This window comes from Microbacterium sp. NPDC091382, from assembly GCF_044757025.1.
Classification (GTDB): domain Bacteria; phylum Actinomycetota; class Actinomycetes; order Actinomycetales; family Microbacteriaceae; genus Microbacterium.
Genome location: NZ_JBIVUD010000002.1, coordinates 477,514 through 493,777, shown reverse-complemented (window position 1 = coordinate 493,777; position 16,264 = coordinate 477,514). Strand labels below are relative to the sequence as shown.

The 16,264-nt window shown below is 67.1% G+C and carries 16 protein-coding genes, 4 tRNA genes and 1 pseudogene; 12 read left to right on the top strand and 9 right to left on the bottom strand.

All coding sequences use genetic code 11. The features are described from left to right. Positions 1-95: 95 nt before the first annotated feature. The gene (locus ACIQLK_RS09885; RefSeq protein WP_400364571.1) at positions 96-1,379 is read left to right on the top strand and encodes an ABC transporter substrate-binding protein; all 1,284 of its coding nucleotides are present in this window, start codon (positions 96-98) and stop codon (positions 1,377-1,379) included. Between the two features lie 32 nt (positions 1,380-1,411). Further along, entirely contained in the window at positions 1,412-1,882 is a 471-nt protein-coding gene (locus tag ACIQLK_RS09880) for a type II toxin-antitoxin system PemK/MazF family toxin (RefSeq protein ID WP_400364570.1), read from the top strand. 45 nt (positions 1,883-1,927) lie between these two features. Here the strand turns inward: ACIQLK_RS09880 and ACIQLK_RS09875 are convergent. Continuing rightward, positions 1,928-2,000 (bottom strand) — tRNA-Val (locus tag ACIQLK_RS09875). A 160-nt stretch (positions 2,001-2,160) separates the two neighbouring features. On the opposite strand from ACIQLK_RS09875, the gene ACIQLK_RS09870 reads away from it, so the two are divergent. The 5 genes from ACIQLK_RS09870 (at position 2,161) to ACIQLK_RS09850 (ending at position 3,650) form a co-directional block, all read left to right on the top strand. Next, positions 2,161-2,232 (top strand) — tRNA-Gly (locus ACIQLK_RS09870). A gap of 55 nt (positions 2,233-2,287) precedes the next feature. Continuing rightward, positions 2,288-2,361, top strand: a tRNA-Cys gene (locus ACIQLK_RS09865). A gap of 24 nt (positions 2,362-2,385) precedes the next feature. Further along, a tRNA-Val gene (locus tag ACIQLK_RS09860) sits at positions 2,386-2,457 on the top strand. Positions 2,458-2,675: 218 nt separating this feature from the next. Next, entirely contained in the window at positions 2,676-3,344 is a 669-nt protein-coding gene (locus ACIQLK_RS09855) for a hypothetical protein (protein ID WP_400364569.1), read from the top strand. Positions 3,345-3,455: 111 nt separating this feature from the next. Beyond that, on the top strand, positions 3,456-3,650 hold the full coding sequence (locus tag ACIQLK_RS09850) for a hypothetical protein (protein WP_400364568.1): 195 nt from the start codon (positions 3,456-3,458) through the stop codon (positions 3,648-3,650). A gap of 256 nt (positions 3,651-3,906) precedes the next feature. Here the strand turns inward: ACIQLK_RS09850 and ACIQLK_RS09845 are convergent, their stop codons facing one another. The 4 genes from ACIQLK_RS09845 to ACIQLK_RS09830 all read right to left on the bottom strand — a co-directional run bounded on the left by ACIQLK_RS09845 (position 3,907) and on the right by ACIQLK_RS09830 (position 7,366). Then, a complete protein-coding gene (locus ACIQLK_RS09845) occupies positions 3,907-4,347 on the bottom strand; it encodes a DUF5067 domain-containing protein (RefSeq protein ID WP_400364567.1) in 441 nt (146 codons plus the stop codon). Between the two features lie 273 nt (positions 4,348-4,620). Next, positions 4,621-5,043 carry a hypothetical protein gene (locus tag ACIQLK_RS09840; protein ID WP_400364565.1) on the bottom strand — a complete coding sequence of 141 codons (423 nt, stop codon included), beginning with the start codon at positions 5,041-5,043 and terminating at the stop codon, positions 4,621-4,623. A gap of 106 nt (positions 5,044-5,149) precedes the next feature. Next, the gene (locus ACIQLK_RS09835; protein WP_400364564.1) at positions 5,150-6,844 is read right to left on the bottom strand and encodes a hypothetical protein; all 1,695 of its coding nucleotides are present in this window, start codon (positions 6,842-6,844) and stop codon (positions 5,150-5,152) included. 207 nt (positions 6,845-7,051) lie between these two features. After that, on the bottom strand, positions 7,052-7,366 hold the full coding sequence (locus tag ACIQLK_RS09830; protein ID WP_400364563.1) for a hypothetical protein: 315 nt from the start codon (positions 7,364-7,366) through the stop codon (positions 7,052-7,054). 136 nt (positions 7,367-7,502) lie between these two features. On the opposite strand from ACIQLK_RS09830, the gene ACIQLK_RS09825 reads away from it, so the two are divergent. Next, on the top strand, positions 7,503-7,853 hold the full coding sequence (locus ACIQLK_RS09825) for a YnfA family protein (protein WP_400364561.1): 351 nt from the start codon (positions 7,503-7,505) through the stop codon (positions 7,851-7,853). Between the two features lie 18 nt (positions 7,854-7,871). On the opposite strand, the gene ACIQLK_RS09820 is transcribed toward ACIQLK_RS09825, so the two are convergent. Further along, positions 7,872-8,915, bottom strand: a complete 1,044-nt coding sequence (locus tag ACIQLK_RS09820; RefSeq protein ID WP_400364560.1) for an NAD(P)-dependent alcohol dehydrogenase — start codon at positions 8,913-8,915, stop codon at positions 7,872-7,874. A gap of 76 nt (positions 8,916-8,991) precedes the next feature. Between ACIQLK_RS09820 and ACIQLK_RS09815 the strand changes: the two genes are divergently transcribed. Together ACIQLK_RS09815 and ACIQLK_RS09810 are read left to right on the top strand one after the other, a co-directional pair. After that, positions 8,992-9,504, top strand: coding sequence for a glycine cleavage system protein R (locus ACIQLK_RS09815; RefSeq protein ID WP_400364558.1), 513 nt, complete (start codon positions 8,992-8,994; stop codon positions 9,502-9,504). 67 nt (positions 9,505-9,571) lie between these two features. Beyond that, positions 9,572-10,137 (top strand): annotated as a pseudogene (locus tag ACIQLK_RS09810) (DNA alkylation repair protein). 17 nt (positions 10,138-10,154) lie between these two features. Here the strand turns inward: ACIQLK_RS09810 and ACIQLK_RS09805 are convergent. Further along, the gene (locus ACIQLK_RS09805; protein WP_400364557.1) at positions 10,155-11,321 is read right to left on the bottom strand and encodes an SLC13 family permease; all 1,167 of its coding nucleotides are present in this window, start codon (positions 11,319-11,321) and stop codon (positions 10,155-10,157) included. A gap of 154 nt (positions 11,322-11,475) precedes the next feature. Between ACIQLK_RS09805 and thrS the strand changes: the two genes are divergently transcribed. Further along, on the top strand, positions 11,476-13,485 hold the full coding sequence (gene thrS, locus ACIQLK_RS09800) for a threonine--tRNA ligase (RefSeq protein ID WP_400364556.1): 2,010 nt from the start codon (positions 11,476-11,478) through the stop codon (positions 13,483-13,485). Next, on the top strand, positions 13,482-14,033 hold the full coding sequence (locus ACIQLK_RS09795) for an HIT family protein (protein WP_400364554.1): 552 nt from the start codon (positions 13,482-13,484) through the stop codon (positions 14,031-14,033). Before thrS ends, ACIQLK_RS09795 begins: the two co-directional genes overlap by 4 nt. A gap of 21 nt (positions 14,034-14,054) precedes the next feature. Here the strand turns inward: ACIQLK_RS09795 and pdxY are convergent, their stop codons facing one another. Both pdxY and ACIQLK_RS09785 read right to left on the bottom strand, forming a co-directional pair. Then, positions 14,055-14,906, bottom strand: a complete 852-nt coding sequence (gene pdxY / locus ACIQLK_RS09790) for a pyridoxal kinase PdxY (protein ID WP_400364552.1) — start codon at positions 14,904-14,906, stop codon at positions 14,055-14,057. After that, positions 14,903-16,255 carry an aminotransferase class I/II-fold pyridoxal phosphate-dependent enzyme gene (locus tag ACIQLK_RS09785; RefSeq protein WP_400364551.1) on the bottom strand — a complete coding sequence of 451 codons (1,353 nt, stop codon included), beginning with the start codon at positions 16,253-16,255 and terminating at the stop codon, positions 14,903-14,905. The genes pdxY and ACIQLK_RS09785 overlap by 4 nt, the downstream gene beginning before the upstream one ends. Positions 16,256-16,264: the final 9 nt, after the last annotated feature.

Genomic DNA, 16,264 nt, shown 5'->3' with positions numbered 1-16,264 from the left:
TTCACCTTGTGCGGCGACACCGAGCTGCCCTACGGTGAGCGGGAAGCGCTTTCCAGCATTCTATTTCGTCCACTGACGGACGAGGAAGGACGACGATGTCCCGCATCCGAAAGACCGCCGCCTGGGCGGCCGCAGCCGTCTTCGCTGTTTCGCTGGCCGGCTGCAGCCCCGCCGCCTCCGAGGCGGGCGGTTCGTTCGACCCCGATGAGAAGGTCTCCCTCGACTTCGCGTGGTGGGGCAACGACGACCGCGCGGCTCGCTACGCGAAGCTCATCGATGCCTTCAACGAGGAACATCCCAACATCACCATCAAGACGACCTTCACCGACTTCCCGAGCTACTGGGAGCAGCGGCAGGTCGAAGCCGCGAGCGGCAGCCTGCCCGACGTCTTCCAGTTCTCCGACAGCTACCTGCGCCAGTACGGCGAGAGCGGCGCGATCCTCGACCTGGACGAGGTGGCCGACCAGATCGATTTCACGACGTTCGACGACAGCCTTCTCGGCACCGGACGCCTCGACGGCACGCAGTTTTCGCTCCCGACCGGTTACAGCCTGTGGGCGAATTTCGTCAACGAAGACCTGTTGCAGAAGCACGGTCTCGAGCTGCCCGCGAGCGGGTCGTCGTTCGACGAGTTCAACGACTGGCTCGCCGAGGTCGCCGACAAGACCGATAACGACCCCTTCGGCGGTACGGACTACACCCAGCGCATCCAGGTGTTCGAGCTGCAGCTCCGAGCCGCGGGGAAGGCCCTGTACACAGAGAAGGGGGAGCTCGGCTTCACGAAGGATGAGTTGGCGGACTTCTGGGAATCCGGCGCCTCGCTGCGCGACGGCATCACGATCCCGCAGCAGCAGCTCGAGGAGATCAGCCCGATCTCCGGCTTCGGATCGACCCGAACGCTGAGCGAGATGAGCTGGAGCAACTTCCTCGGCGGATACCTGGCCGACTCCGGAGCCTCGTCCATCGCCATCGTGGCGCCGCCGACGACGGATACCGGGGCCAAGGACCTGTACCGTCAGGGCGGGCTGCAGGTTGCGATCTCCTCGCGGACCAAGCACCCCGAGGCTGCGGCGATCTTCCTCGACTACGTCGTCAACAGCCCCGAATCCGGGGAGATCTTCGGCACGACGCTCGGATTCCCGGCATCCAGCAGCAAGCTCGAAGGCACCACGCTCGAAGGCCCCGACAAGCAGGTGGCGGACTACATCGAGTCCGTATCGGCCCGCATCGGCGACGCTCCGCCGCCGGCCGTGGTCGGCTACGGCTCGCTGGAGCAGAAGTTCTGGGATCTGGGCAAGGAGCTCGGTCTCGGAACGAAGACGGTGGATGCCGCGGTGGAGGAGTTCTTCGCCGAAGCGGACGTGATCCTGAACTCCTGACCGGATCCGCGGACGAGGGCTAAGGTGACGGCGTGACATCGCGCCTCATCTCCGCCCTCGTCCGCCTGTTCCGGACGCCGCCGACGGCGCAACCGGCCGCCAGAACCGTGCGTGTGATGCCCGGTCAGGTCCGTGACCTCCGCATCAGCTACCGGCCCGAGCCCGACGGTGATCCTGATGCGGGTGAGATCGTCTGGACCTGGGTTCCGTTCGACGAGGCCGATGGGCGCGGCAAGGACCGCCCGGTCCTGGTCATCGGTCTTCACGGTGGGGACCGACTGTACGCGGTGCGGCTGACGAGCAAGCCGCACGACCGCGACGGGGAGCATCTCGCTCTCGGGCCGGGGGAGTGGGATGCCGCCGGTCGCCCGTCCTGGGTGGACCTCGGCCACCTCTACAGCGTCCCTCGCGGCGGGGTGCGCCGCGAGGGGGCCGCTCTCGACAAGGCGCGCTTCGATCGTGTGGCAACCGCCCTTGGAGCGCGCTACGGCTGGTCCGCGTGACGCCCGGAAACGGCGAAAGCCCCCGGAATTCCGGGGGCTTCTCGGTGGGCGATGCCGGACTCGAACCGACGACCTCTTCCGTGTGAAGGAAGCGCGCTACCAACTGCGCCAATCGCCCGAATGACACTCGGGCCGATGACCGAGCATACCGGATCCGGCGACCCCCGCCGAACCGGCGGAGTCCGTTGCGGCGAGACACGCGCGGGGCGGCGCCGGTTTTGCACTGGCGCAGGAATCGTCTAATGTTTAACGAGTGCCGGAGAGATCCGGAACGAAATGCGGATGTAGCGCAGTGGTAGCGCATCACCTTGCCAAGGTGAGGGTCGCGAGTTCGAATCTCGTCATCCGCTCGAGTGTGGGGATCTTCCTCCGGGGAGATCGCGTCACGTGGGTCAAACCACACACGGTGGCGTGGCCGAGTGGCTAGGCAGCGGCCTGCAAAGCCGTCCACACGGGTTCGAATCCCGTCGCCACCTCCACTCACAACTCAACAGCCTTCACAGGCGCGATTGGCGCAGCGGTAGCGCGCTTCCCTGACACGGAAGAGGTCACTGGTTCGATCCCAGTATCGCGCACAAAGTCAAACCCCCGGCCTGCCGGGGGTTTTTCGCGTTCTGGGGCCTTCTCGGATCGCGGCATTCGCGCAACTTTCGCGTACGGGATCTTGGGAAGAACTGGTCCGGGTCGGGCACATCTCGCTAAGCAGGTCGGGCCGCGCGGGCACACCAGCCGGCCCGGTGCCTGCGGCCGAACGGAGACCATGATGATCCGTCGCCGCCGATACGCTGACCAAATGCACCGCCACCTCCTCGCCATCCCCGCCTTCGCCTTCGCGATCGTCGTGCTGAGCGGGTGCAACCCCGGTGACAGTGGCGGTGGACTCGTGGGATCGGACTCCGAGTCACCTGTGGTGGTAGCCACTCCGACCGCAGCCACTCCGACGGGGTCGGCGCCGTCGCCCTCCCCGACGCCTGCGGAATTCGCCGCCGAGAAGCCCACCTCAGCCCCCGACTGCGGCAGTCTCTTAGATGTGAACTGGGCACAGAGCGCGCTGGATCCTCGCGTAGAGGGCCCGGACGATTACACCGCCACCAGCAGCGAAAAGCCAGGTCAACCTGGCCCGGTTGCGCAGACCGCCCTCGAAAGATCCGATCTTCTCCGCGTCTGCGGCTGGGGCATTCCCCACACCGACGGCGGGTTCGGAGCCAGCGTTTACGCCATCCAAGCCGAAGACCGAACCCAGCTCACAGAGGCACTCGCTGGCTCCGACGTCTGGACGGAGCACCGCGAGTTCACGCGGACCGTCTACTCACGAGTCTGGGACAGCGGCATCGGATACGGCCTGGCCTACGGCTTCGCGGACGGGTACTGGGTCATCTCCTCCGGCTCTCTGGTATCCCCAGATGACGCAGCAACGGTCGTCAGGATGAGCCTGGAAGCTCTCGTCGCCGCGCGCAGCTAAGTTAGCGCTCCTCCTGCCGGCGTGTAGCGCATCCGCATGAGCGACGCGCCCACCTTCCTGCACCACTCCGAGGTGAGCTAGTTCGCCCGCTACCTCGCTTGAGACGTCGTAGTGGAACTGCGTGAGACAGACGGTGTCGCCGCGCTTTCAGGGCGCGAGGACACCGGCCCGTTCGCCTCCGATCCATCCGACGCCGTGCACTACAACCGTGTCGTTCACGCCGATCTCAACGTGATACCCGCCGCCAGGCGTCCAGCGGCCTCTGCAGGCACCATGAACACCGGCCTGAATAAGCTCGGATATTGAGGAACGTGGGCGCCGCGCGCCAGAGGTGAGATGGTGGACGCGGCCGTCCCCGCGGGGAGGATGCCATGAACACACGTTCACCCGGACCAAGCTGGCCGCGCAGCGGGGGAGAGGCGACGACAACGCAAACGCCCAGCCTGACGGGCACGTCCGTGCTCGTGAGTTTCCCGAACTGTCTCCAGTCGACAAATCGCGGCCGCTCGAAGCCAACCCGGGTCCACTGGACGTTCACGTCGTCACCGTAGTGCCCGTATGCTCAGCCGAGCTTGAAGGTCATCCGGCCGATCTCATCACCGAAGCGCCCGGCGACGAGGTCGACGGGGGTAGTCGTGTCGTCCAGCGAGTAGGCGATCGCGTTCGCGACGGTGCCACCGGCCTTGATGTTCTCGGTCTGGCTATCGAGGAACTGGTCGTCAGGGAGACCTGCGACGTCGAGGGTGTTCTCGCGGTTCGGGTCGTTATCCTGGAACGCCTCGAACTGGAAGATGAACTCGCTCGGGGTGATCTCCTGGTCGGACGTGCCGAGGTTCGTGGTGTCATACCAGATGGCGAGGACGGGCTTGTCGCCATACTCGTTGCCCTTCTCGCCCACCGGGATGACCTTCGAGTCGGTGATCTTGATCATCACGTCATCGGTCGTCAGCACGCCGTCGACGAACGACGGCCCGGCAGGGATCTCCGCCTCGGGCGCGTCCACCTCGACCTCGGTCGTAGCCTGCGGGGCGGGTGCCGGGGCAGTCTGAGCCGCGGGGGCTGAACAGCCGGCGAGGGTCAAGAAGGCGAGCAGGGCGAACGGGACGAGGACTGATAGGCGCTTCCCAGATTCATCCTGATGGATGTGTCCGACAGTGCCGGCACCGGGGGAGACACCGTTACGGGAGCGAGACCATCGGACGCGGCCAGTGCCCTCAGCACACGACCGGGGTCCTCACCTTTGGCGCTGACGACCTTGAACGGCACGCCGACAGGCCTAGTACTCGTCCTCGGGGGCCTTGTCGGGGGGGAGGACGAAGCACGGCGAGAACGAGCTGATTTCTAAGTGACCGTTCTGGTAGTCCGCGATGATGTAACCCGACCCGTAGGGGCCAACAAGTTGCGCGCGGGCACGACCGTTTTTGGTGATGTCCTTGGGCTTCAGCTCAGAATTGTCACGGTAGGCATCCAACACCATCGATATCAGTTTGGATGGATCTGCACTCGGGGACAGCTCGATCGTGGTGCCTCCGGTCCAGGCATACGCGCCTTGCGCGCTGCACGGCATGAGAACACCTGTGGCCTCCTGGTCCGCAGCTCGGATACTTTCCGCCGGCAGCTTCGAGACGATCTCATCCTCGACGTCCTGTGCGATCTTCTTGGCTGCGCCAACGGTCAGCCCCGGTTGCGTACCGTTCACGGCGTCTCCTCCTGGGTTCACGTTCGTCGTCGAAGAGCATCCGGCCACAGCCGCGATTATGAAGACGGCTGCGGCCACACCTGCGGAACGTTTCATCCTGATGGGCTCACTTGGCAGTCATGGAGAATCGGAGATCATCCAACATCTCCTGGTTCTCGGGGCGGTCGCTGGCTATGAGGTTGTGGTTGTCCATCAGTCGATCGCTCAGAGGCACGTAATATCCCAGGGGCTCATCGTCTCGCATCTGCAGGTGCTGCGAGAAGATCTCGTTGTACTGGGGAACTCTTCCATCCCAGACCTGCCCCGTCACCTGTGCCATTCCGAGTATGTCGAGGTATGCCCAGTGGTGGTAGCTAGTTTCCTCGTCGCGGCGCCAGTTCTCCGGCATTCCGGCACCCGCTAGAGAGTGGACCTGATCGAAATGGACGTCGAGCTCCTCAGCCTCTGTGATCGGAAGAAGACCCCAGGAATGACCAGCTGCGATTTGAGTCGTTGCCGCGAGGTGATCACTCGAGGCACGTAGCCCCACCTCAAACTCTCGCAGCATTTGGCCGCTGGTGGCGGCGCGTTCGTCATCGTTCGACTCGCCAATGCGCAGGAGGTCAATGTTGCCCTGTTGCGGATCCTCCCCGGGAAAGGAACCTTCTTTCCACACGAAGGCGACCATCTCTGTGTCGCGCTTCGTAAGCCAGCGAGCAACCGGCTGCACTTCGTTCTTATAGAAGCTGAGCTCGCTGGTGAACGTGCCGGGGACGTACGTAAGGGTTCGCGCCGTCGCGATGCTCGGCGTTCCGATCATCTCGATGATGGAGGCAGAGTCCGAGTCATAGAGGTACAGCTGGATCTCCCCAGCCGTGACCTTCTGCAGGTACCCCTGTTCTGCCTGCAGCTTCTGGATTGCGACCTCGTTACCGAATCCAGGCGCCGTCTTCTCGGCCTTCAAGGCTGCAATCTCGCTCGCCACCTCGCGCTGGCGGGCCGAAGCGTTCAAGAGATTTGCACCTACGCGCGCGGAGGGACTCACTCCATTGAGTGAACCGATCAAGGAGGAAGCACCGAGCATGAGCGTCTGCCGCTCGTCGGAGCTGAGCTGAGTCCACCATGAAGCAACTTCTTCCGCGGAACTGTGTTGCTGGATTTGCGCGACGAGATCTGGGTGAAGGGAGAAGAGAACTCGCAATTCGTTCTCAGTCAACGCTGTCAGATCTTGCAAAGAAGGTGCGACGAGCGGCAACGACGGAGATAGTGTCCCAGCAGAGAGCAGTCCGCCGAGCCCCCCTCGGGCGGTGGCACCGGATATCACGCTGATCGCGACCGTGTCGGCTGCGCGACGTTGTTCGGCGAGTTGGCTCATCTGGTTAGAAAGTGTGGCGGATGACTCGCGGAGATTTGCTAGCGCATTTTGGGCGCGAGTGAATTCTTCTCCAGGCGCACCGATCTGGAACCGCAGTTCTCCGATTCGTCCTGTCGCTGCGGCGATGTTGGCTTCCAGTTCAGTCCTTTTTGCGAGTATGCCCGCTTGCTGAGACTTGATCCGTTCGATCTCAGAGGCGTATTGCTGCAGGGCGACGGTCAGAACGCCGTGACGGCTTGCTAACGCCCTCAGCGCCTCCGTATACGCGTGGTTTTTGAGGCTGACGGCGTTGGCCGCGCCTCCCTCCCACTGGGAAGCGGTCAGAGCTGATGCGTCCGCGCTCTTCGCGGCCTCTCGCATGAGCTTCGCAGTGGTCGCTCGACGGGCCGCGTCAGCTCTTACATCCGGCGGGCTCCCAGCCCCTGGGTCATCCGACGTCCAGTTCATGATTTCATCCTGGTTCGCGGGCGAGACTCGCATCGATCCGTGTAGTGGTGCCAGAATCGCGGGCGCTTGATGGTCGGACGAGCTCAAATCAGTGTCGCGGAAAAACCGGCCGATACTAGTTCGATCCCAGTATCGCGCACAGACAAACCCCCGGTTTCCCGGGGGTTTTTTGTTGCCCGCGGGGGGTCGATCCTGCGGTCCGCGCGCTCAGCCGACCGCGCTGCCGCTCTCGGATTCCGGCAGATCATGCAGGCCGGCGGGGGAGTTGGCCGCCACCATGAGGCGCTCGATCCATTCGTGGTTGAGCGGGATGCGCGCGTCGTGGCGGCGACGGAACACGAGGTGGGATGCACGGTTCATCCAGACGGTCGTGCGTCCGGTGCCCTCGCCGGCGGCACGCGACCACGTGAACAGAAAGGACTCGCCTCGGCGGAGCTTGGCGTAGATGACCGCCTCGAGGTGGACGAGCGTCCGGTCGTCGATGTCGAATCGCGTCGTGGCGTTGTAGGAGAGGAGTCCCATGGAACCGACCCAGGTCTAGGCGTACAGAGAGGGTGGAGCTGCGGTCTCCTCTGACATTCTGTCACCCTACGGACGCAGTGCCGTGCCGGGTCACCCGTGTCACATCCCCGTGATCGGGCGCTGACAGACTGACCGCATGACCACCGCTCGGATCGTCACCCTCTTCGTCATCGCCGCTCTCGCTGAGATCGGCGGCGCCTGGCTGATCTGGCAGGCCGTGCGGGAGAACCGCGGCTGGTGGTTCGCCCTCCTCGGGATCGTCGCGCTGGGAGCGTACGGATTCGTGGCAGCGTTCCAGCCCGACGCGAACTTCGGACGGGTCCTCGCCGCCTATGGAGGCGTGTTCATCGCGGGTTCTCTCGCGTGGGGGATCGTCGTGGACGGATTCCGTCCGACGCTCTGGGACTACGTCGGATCGGCAATCGCCCTGGTCGGGGCCGCCATCATCATCCTCGCGCCGGTCGTCGCCGACACCGGCGAGGCCTGATCGCGACCCCGGGCCGCCTCAGGGGACGATAACGGCTCGGCCGCGGACCCTGCCTGCAGCGAGAGCCGCATAGGCCTCCGGCCCGTCGTCGAGGGAGTAGCGCTGCACCTCGACGCCGACCTGACCCGAACGCGCGAGGTCGAGGACCTCCACCAGTTCGCTGCGCGAACCCCAATAGGGGATGCGGAGCGCGGCGTCATAAGCGATGGATCCGAAGCCGACGTGCGCCGTCCCGCCGCCGATGCCGACGATCGTGACGTCGGCATCGAGGGCCGCGGCCGCGACCGCGGTCGCGATCGTCGGTTCTGCGCCGACGAAGTCGAAGACGGCGTTCGCTCCCAGCCCGTCGGTGATCGCGCGGATCCGAGACACGGCGTTCTCGTCGCTCATGACGGCGTGGTGCGCACCGACCTCGCGCGCGAGCTGCAGCTTCTCCTCGCTCACGTCGAGCGCGATCACCGTGGCGGCCGACACGGCGCGGAGGATCTGGATCGCGACGTGCCCGAGGCCGCCCGTCCCGATCACGACGGCCGTAGTGCCCGCTCCGAGCTTCGGCAAGGAGGTCTTGATCGCGTGGTACGGAGTCAGACCGGCATCCGTCAGCGAGACGTTCTCGACGGGATCCAGTTCCCCGAGCGGCACGAGGTGCCGGGCGCTGTCGACGATCATGTACTCCGCCATCGACCCGGGGGCGCCGAGGCCCGGGGGCATGATCCCCTCGGCCTGCGCGTTCGTGCAGTAGTTCTCCTTGCCCTGGGCGCAGTTGCGACAGCGGCCGCATCCCCACGGTCCGTACACCGCGACCGCATCACCGACCTGGACGTGCTCGACACCGTCGCCGAGCTCCTCGACGATGCCGGCGCCCTCGTGTCCGAGGGTGAGCGGCAGGGGGTACCCAGCCGCCGTATAGTCCTCTTCGCTGAGGCTCATGACGTACTCGTCGGAGTGGCAGACCCCGGCGGCGGTGACCCTCAGCAGGACCTGACCGGGGCCGGGAGAGGGCTTCTCGATCTCGACGACCTCAGGATGTGAACCGATGCGTGTGTACTGGAGTGCCTTCATGCCGGGCACGCTACGCGCCCGTCGCAGCCGCCGTCACCGCCATGCGCCGTCGCGACCCGGGCGGTAGTATCCGGCCATGGCTCACCTCGTGCTCACAGTGGTCGGTGATGATCGACCAGGACTGGTCAACGCTCTCGCCGAGCAGGTCTCCGCTGTCGGCGGCAACTGGGAGCGCAGCGAGCTGGCGGAACTCGCCGGGGCCTTCGCCGGCATCGTGCTGGTCACGATCGACGACGAGCGCGAGGCCGATCTGGTCTCCGCCCTCGAAGGACTGGACGGGATGCTGCGCGTCAGTGTGCACGGGGGCCGCCCGGCCGTCGATGCCGAAGGTGCCGAGCGTTCGCTCGAGGTGACGGTCCTGGGCAACGACAGGCCCGGGATCGTGCGCGACGTCACTGCAGCGATCGCGGACCACGCCCTCAGCATCGACACGTTCCGCAGCCGGACCCTCGACGCGCCCATGGCCGGCGGGACGCTGTTCGAGGCGACCGTCGCCTTCCGGCTTCCTGCCGATGCGGATGCGACGGCGGTCTCACAGGCGCTGGAAGAGCTCGCGGGCGAGATCCAGGTGGACCTGACCGTCGCCTGACGTGACCCGCGTCGACGAGATCCGTGCCCGCCTGCGGGCAGCAGCGGACCCGTCGCGCGCTGAAGGCATGAGGTCCGAGCTCCCCTTTCTCGGCGCCCGAGTGCCTGATACCCGGCGTATCGCTCGCGCCGCGGCGGCAGGGGAGTCGGACGCCTCTCGGCTCATCGATGACGCCCGAGAGCTGTGGGATGCGGCATCCCATCGTGAGGAACGCTACGCGGCGATGATGCTCCTCGCCGTTCCTCCCGCACGGGCGGACCTGCGCGTCGTCCCGCTGATCGAGCGCATGGTCCGTGCGGTCGGTGGTGGGACATCACCGACGAGCTCAGCGGACGCATCCGCGAGCTGCTGGAGACCCACCCGCGAGACGGCGAAGCGCTCGTGCGCGGCTGGTGCGTCAGCGAGGAGATGTGGCTTCGCCGCCTCGCCATCCTCTGCCAGCTCGGGCGCCGCGGGCAGACCGGTCTGCATCTGCTGGGGGACGCTCTCCGGCCGAACCTGCGCGACGGCGAGTTCTTCATCCGGAAGGCGATCGGGTGGGCGCTGCGGGATGCGGCGCGTTGGTTCCCGGAGTGGGTGAAGCCTACGTTGCAGCGCACGCACTCAGCCCACTCAGCCGCCGCGAGGCGGTGAGGCACCTGCGACCCGCGTCAGCGCAGGAGCAGCGGTAGCGTCGCGGCAGCGACGACGAGGGGCGCCGCGATGAGCCCCCAGGAGATGAATCGACGCCAGGGCAGGTGTACGTCTGCGGCGACCAGACGCTGGTGCCAGAGCAACGTCGCCAACGACGCCCACGGGGTGATGAGCGGGCCAGCGTTAACGCCGATGAGGAGCGCCGCGAGGCGCTCGGACGTGTCCGCGGTGGGTTCGAGGAGCAGATAGGCGGGCAGGTTGTCGAGACCGTTCGCCGCGACCAGCGCGGTCCCGGACACCCGGAACAGGTCGAGCGGCGCGGACCCGGATCCTGCGACGGCCGTGGCGAGCTGGCCGGACCCCCACGTCTCGAGTGCCGCGACAGCGGAGAAGAGCCCGGCCGCGAACACGAGCAGCGACCAAGGAACGAGCCGTACGCTCAGCGCCCTCGGCGAGCGCCACGCGAACAGGGCGAGGAGTGCGAGCGCGGCGCCTGCCGCCGGGATCCACGGCTCGAGTCCGCTCACGAGAAGCGGCAGCAGTGCGACGACGATGACGGATGCCGCGGCCAGCTGCACCCGGTCGCTCACCCGAGGTGGCGCGGCGACCGTGAAGGTGCCCACGAGGGACCGGTGGTGGAACGCCCACAGCAGGGCGACCGTCACGAGGACGGCGACGACGGCGGACGGGCCGAGCAGGAGGACGAAGGATGCCGCGTCACCGCCCCCCGGCATCCGTCCCAACGCGAGGAGGTTCGTCAGATTCGATACCGGCAGGACGAGGGATGCGGTGTTGGCGAGCCAGACCGTCGTGAGCGAGAAGGGCAGCGGCGGGAGGCCGTTGGCGCGCGCGACGGCGATGACGACCGGTGTCAGGAGGACGGCGGTCGTGTCGAGCGAGAGGAACGCCGTGGTGACGACGGCGAGCATCACGACGAGGGTCCAGAGGAGCGTCGTGCGTCCGCGGGACAGGCGCGCGAGCCACGACGCGGAGACGTCGAAGACACCCGCTCTCGCGGCGAGCTCGGCCACGATCGTGACCGCGACGACGAAGGCGAGGATCGGGAGCACGCGCTCCGCGACGTCGCCGAGGTCGGCGAGGGGAAGGATGCCGGTGACGAGGGCGGCGGTCGCCCCCAGGAGCAGGACGAGTCCCGCGAGAGCGAGCTTCACGGCATCCATCATCGCGCCTCCCGCGTGCCCAGTAGACTCGCAGGATGCAGAACGGCAGGTCGTCCCACCTCGCCGGCACGCGAACGCCGCGGGCCTGAGCGGGCGGAGCGCGTCGTGCGCTCGAAGCTGACCACCCTGATCCGAGCCACTTCCTGGAGATCTCCCCTTGACTGATCTGATCGCCCCGGCGGACGTCGACCTTCCCGCCGACGGCTTCGCCCTGTTCCCTGACCGCTCCGTCATCGCCCTCCGCATCGGCGGCGAGCTGAAGGACCTGGCGACGCTCGTCGACACGCTCGACGGCGTCGAGCCCGTGACCGTCTCGAGCCCCGACGGGCTGAACATTCTGCGGCACTCGACCGCGCACATCCTCGCGCAAGCCGTGCAGCGCGTCCGCCCGCAGGCGAACCTCGGTATCGGTCCGCCGATCACCGACGGCTTCTACTACGACTTCGGCGTCGACGACCCGTTCACTCCGGAGGATCTCAAGGCCATCAAGAAGGAGATGGAGCGCATCGTCCGCGAGGGTCAGCGCTTCGTCCGTCGTGTGGTCACGGACGACGAGGCGCGTGCCGAGCTCGCCGACGAACCGTTCAAGCTCGAGCTCATCGGACTCAAGGGCGGATCGCAGGAGGCGGCCGAGGGTGCCTCGGTCGAGGTGGGCGCCGGCGAGCTGACCATCTACGACAACGTCACCCGGGACGGCGAAACCGCGTGGAAGGACCTCTGCCGCGGACCGCACGTGCCCAGCACGCGCCTCGTCGGCAACGGCTGGGACCTGACTCGCGTCGCCGGTGCGTACTGGCGCGGCAGCGAGAAGAACCCGCAGCTCCAGCGCATCTACGGCACCGCGTGGCCGACGAAGGACGAGCTGCGCGCCTACCAGCACCGGCTCGAGGAGGCTGCCAAGCGCGACCACCGCAAGCTCGGGAAGGATCTCGACCTGTTCTCGTTCCCCGAAGAGATCGGGCCAGGGCTCTCGGTGTTCCACCCCAAGGGCGGCATCATCCGGTACGAGATCGAGCGCTACATGCGCGAACGACTCCTCGCCAACGGCTACCAGGTCGTGAACACGCCCCACATCACCAAGGGCGATCTGTTCATGACGAGCGGTCACCTGCAGTGGTACGCCGACGGCATGTACCCCCCGATGGTGCTGGACGAGGTGGTGGATGCCGATGGCCACGTTTCACGCGAGGGCCAGGAGTACTACCTGAAGCCCATGAACTGCCCGTTCCACAACCTGATCTTCCGTTCCCGCGGACGCAGCTATCGCGAGCTCCCCCTGCGTCTCAGCGAATTCGGTTCGGTCTACCGATACGAGAAGAGCGGCACGCTCGCCGGTCTCACCCGAGTGCGCGGGATGACGCAGGACGACACCCACATCTACGTGACGTCCGATCAGGTCAAGGGCGAGCTCGAGCACAGCCTCGAGTTCGTGCTGCAGACGCTGCGGGACTACGGTCTCAACGACTTCTACCTCGAGCTGTCCACGAAGGAGGAGGGCAACCCGAAGTTCATCGGCGACGACCGACTGTGGGATGAGGCGACGCAGACCCTGCGCGAGGTCGCCGAGGGATCCGGGCTCGAGCTCGTGCCCGACCCGGGCGGCGCAGCGTTCTACGGTCCGAAGATCTCCGTTCAGGCGCGCGACGCGATCGGTCGCACCTGGCAGATGTCGACAATCCAGCTCGACTTCAACCAGCCCGAGCGGTTCGAGCTCGAATACACGGGCCCCGACGGCGAGAAGCACCGTCCCGTCATGATCCACCGCGCGCTGTTCGGCTCGATCGAGCGCTTCTTCGCGATCCTGCTCGAGCACTACGCCGGGGCGTTCCCGGTCTGGCTCGCGCCGGTCCAGGTCGTCGGCATCCCCGTCGCCGAGGAGTACGGCTCCTACCTCGACGACATCCTCGCGCGGCTCCGTGCGGCCGGCGTCCGCGCCGAGGTCGACCACTCCGACGACCGGATGCCGAAGAAGATCCGCACGCACACAACCCAGAAGGTGCCGCTCCAGCTCATCGCGGGGGAGCAGGACCGCTCCGGCGGCACGGTGTCGTTCCGATTCCGGGACGGCTCGCAGACCAACGGCATCCCGGTGGATGAGGCGATCGACAAGATCGTCGCGGCGATCACGGGTCGCCTGCTCGTCAACACCGCGGAGGATCTCGCATGAGCGAGGCGGGCGACGTAGCCCGCGAGTCGTCCATCGACTTCGCGGGTGTGCCGGACGAGTTCCAGCGCCTGTGGACCCCGCATCGGATGGCCTACATCCAGGCGGGTCCCGAGCCGCTGAAGCACGACTGCCCGTTCTGCGCAGCCCCCGGCAAATCGGATGAAGAGGGGCTCATCGTCGCCCGCGGCGAGACCGCGTACGTCCTGCTGAACCTGTTCCCCTACAACTCGGGTCACCTGCTGGTGTGCCCGTACCGCCACTTCGGCACCTACGACGAAGCCACCCCCGAGGAGGTCGCCGAGATCGGCGCCCTGACGCAGGTGGCCATGCGGGTGCTGCGGACCGTCGCGAACTGCGACGGCTTCAACCTGGGGATGAACCAGGGTGAGGTGGCCGGAGCGGGAGTGGCCGCGCACCTGCACCAGCACGTCGTCCCGCGCTGGGCGACGGACGCGAACTTCTTCCCCATCATCGCGAAGACGAAGGCTCTGCCCCAACTGCTCGGCGAGGTGCGTCAGTCGGTGGCGGACGGCTGGCCCGTTCTCTGACGGGCCGGCCGCCCTGCGGGATCACCGGACCTGCGTGACCTCGAACTGCATGCGCGGGTTCGCGTACGCGTCCTGCGACTCGACGAGCTGGAGTTCGCGGGTACCCGCGTCGTAGGTGTTCTGCAACAGGTCGAACACGCTCGACGTCGTCTTCGCCAGTGCGTCGGCGGCGTCACCGCTGTCTCGGAAGTGCGCGGTGAACAGTGCCGCCGTGACGTCGCCGGACCCGTTCGCCTTCATCGGGATGTGCGGCGTGCGGACGATCCACGCGCCGTCGTCCGTCACTGCGAGCATCTCGATCGTTCCTTCGGGGCGGTCCGGGCGTTCCACGCTCGTGACCAGCACCGTGGACGGGCCCATCGCGCGCGCGGCATCGACGGAGACGAGGGTGGATTCGAGATCGCTCGGCTCCGTTCCCGTGAGGAATCCCAACTCGAACTGATTCGGCGTGATCAGATCCGCCGCGGGGACGACCCGCTCGCGCAGCAGGACCGGGATCGCGGGGGCCACGAAGCATCCGCTCTTCGCGTTGCCCATCACGGGGTCGCAGGCGTAGATGGCGTTCGGGTTGGCGGCTTTGACGCGTGCGACGGCGTCGAGGATGACGTCGCCGATCCCCTCCCCACCCTGGTAGCCCGAGAGGACCGCGTCGATCTCGCCGAAGGCGCCGCGCTCCTCGATGCCCGTGATGACGTCGGCGACGTCCTGCGGGCTGATCAGCGGGCCGCGCCACGCGCCGTAGCCGGTGTGATTCGAGAAGTTCACGGTGTAGACCGGGTACACCTCGACCCCGATGCGCTGCAGTGGGAACACGGCGGCGGAGTTGCCGACGTGACCATAGGCGACGGCGGACTGGATGGAGAGGATCTTCACAGGGAGGTACTCGCTTCCGGTGAGGGCGCGATCGCTCGCGCCGAGGCGGCGACGTCGGCGGCGAGCCGCGCGAGGTCGGGGTCGGACAGATCGTGGACGGTGAGTCGAAGTCGTCGGGACGCGGCGTCGTCCGCCAGGACGAACTCGTCTCCGGGTCGCGCGAGCCAGCCGCGTCGCATCAGCTGCTCGGCGACGGCTCGGGCCGTCGCGGGCACGCGTACCCACACGCTGAGGCCGTCACCGGCCGACGTGGGCAGGCCCTGCCGGGTCAGTTCCGCGGCGAACGCCTCGTTGCGAGACCGATAGTGCTGCGCGGCACGCTCGACAACCGCCATGGCGTCGCGGTCCGACACGAGCGCGACGGCGAGGCGCTGCAGGAGGTGGCTCACCCAGGTCGACCCGGGGCTCAGACGGCGCGCCAGACGCTCCGCCGTTTCGCGGTCGCTCGCCGTCACCGCGAGGCACATGTCGGGGCCGAGGAACTTCGAGACCGACCGGATCAGAGCCCAGCGCCGGTGATCCGGGCCGATGATCGAGTGGTACGGCTGGCGCGAGAGCATCGAGAAATGATCGTCCTCGATGACGAGGACGTACGGATGCCGCTCCAGTACGGCGCGGAGATCGGCCGCCCGTTCGGCGGTGAGGCTCACGCCGGTGGGGTTCTGCGCCCGGGGCGTGCAGACGATGGCGCGGACTCCCGCGTCCAGCGCGGTCCGGAGGCCGGCCACCGTCATCCCGTGTTCGTCGATCGGGATGGGGACGGGGCGGTACCCGCCGATCCGGACGGTTCGCAGCGCCGACAGGAAGCAGGGATCCTCGAGGCCGACGGCATCATCGCGCGCCAGCGCGTCGGCGAAGAGACGCTCGAGCGCGTCCACTGCCCCGCCGGTGATCGTCAGCCGAAGGTCGTCGCGACCCGGCAGGTCGCTCTCGATCCATCGGGCCGCCCACGCGTCGAGGTCGGGGTCGATCGTCGGTTCTCCGTACAGCACCGGGCGACCGGCGAGGCTCGACAGGGCTCGGGAGGGGTCCGGGATGAGGGAAGGGTCCGGGTTGCCCGTGGCGATGTCCCGGAGGACCGTGTCGGCTGCGAATCCCTCCTGCGCGGGATCCGAGCGCGGCGACACCCGCGTGCCCGCGCGACCGGCTGTCTCGACAGCTCCGGCGGCGGCGAGGTGGCGATAGGCCGCGACGACCGTGTTGCGGTTCACGCCGATCATGTCTGCGAGAGTGCGTACCGGTGGGAGCGCCGCGCCCGGACCGAGATCGCCGCGGTCGATGAGGGAACGGATGCTGTCGGCGATCTCGACCGCGGTGTCGCCGCTGATCGCCAGGACATCGTTCGTCATGTCGTCGAG

Bases quoted from the DNA above. Each gene is read 5' to 3' on its own strand.
- ACIQLK_RS09885 (WP_400364571.1), top strand. From the start codon at position 96: ATGTCCCGCATCCGAAAGACCGCCGCCTGGGCGGCCGCAGCCGTCTTC.
- ACIQLK_RS09855 (WP_400364569.1), top strand. From the start codon at position 2,676: ATGCACCGCCACCTCCTCGCCATCCCCGCCTTCGCCTTCGCGATCGTC.
- ACIQLK_RS09835 (WP_400364564.1), bottom strand. From the start codon at position 6,844: ATGAACTGGACGTCGGATGACCCAGGGGCTGGGAGCCCGCCGGATGTA.
- ACIQLK_RS09830 (WP_400364563.1), bottom strand. From the start codon at position 7,366: ATGGGACTCCTCTCCTACAACGCCACGACGCGATTCGACATCGACGAC.
- ACIQLK_RS09825 (WP_400364561.1), top strand. From the start codon at position 7,503: ATGACCACCGCTCGGATCGTCACCCTCTTCGTCATCGCCGCTCTCGCT.
- ACIQLK_RS09820 (WP_400364560.1), bottom strand. From the start codon at position 8,915: ATGAAGGCACTCCAGTACACACGCATCGGTTCACATCCTGAGGTCGTC.
- ACIQLK_RS09815 (WP_400364558.1), top strand. From the start codon at position 8,992: ATGGCTCACCTCGTGCTCACAGTGGTCGGTGATGATCGACCAGGACTG.
- ACIQLK_RS09805 (WP_400364557.1), bottom strand. From the start codon at position 11,321: ATGATGGATGCCGTGAAGCTCGCTCTCGCGGGACTCGTCCTGCTCCTG.
- ACIQLK_RS09795 (WP_400364554.1), top strand. From the start codon at position 13,482: ATGAGCGAGGCGGGCGACGTAGCCCGCGAGTCGTCCATCGACTTCGCG.
- ACIQLK_RS09785 (WP_400364551.1), bottom strand. From the start codon at position 16,255: ATGACGAACGATGTCCTGGCGATCAGCGGCGACACCGCGGTCGAGATC.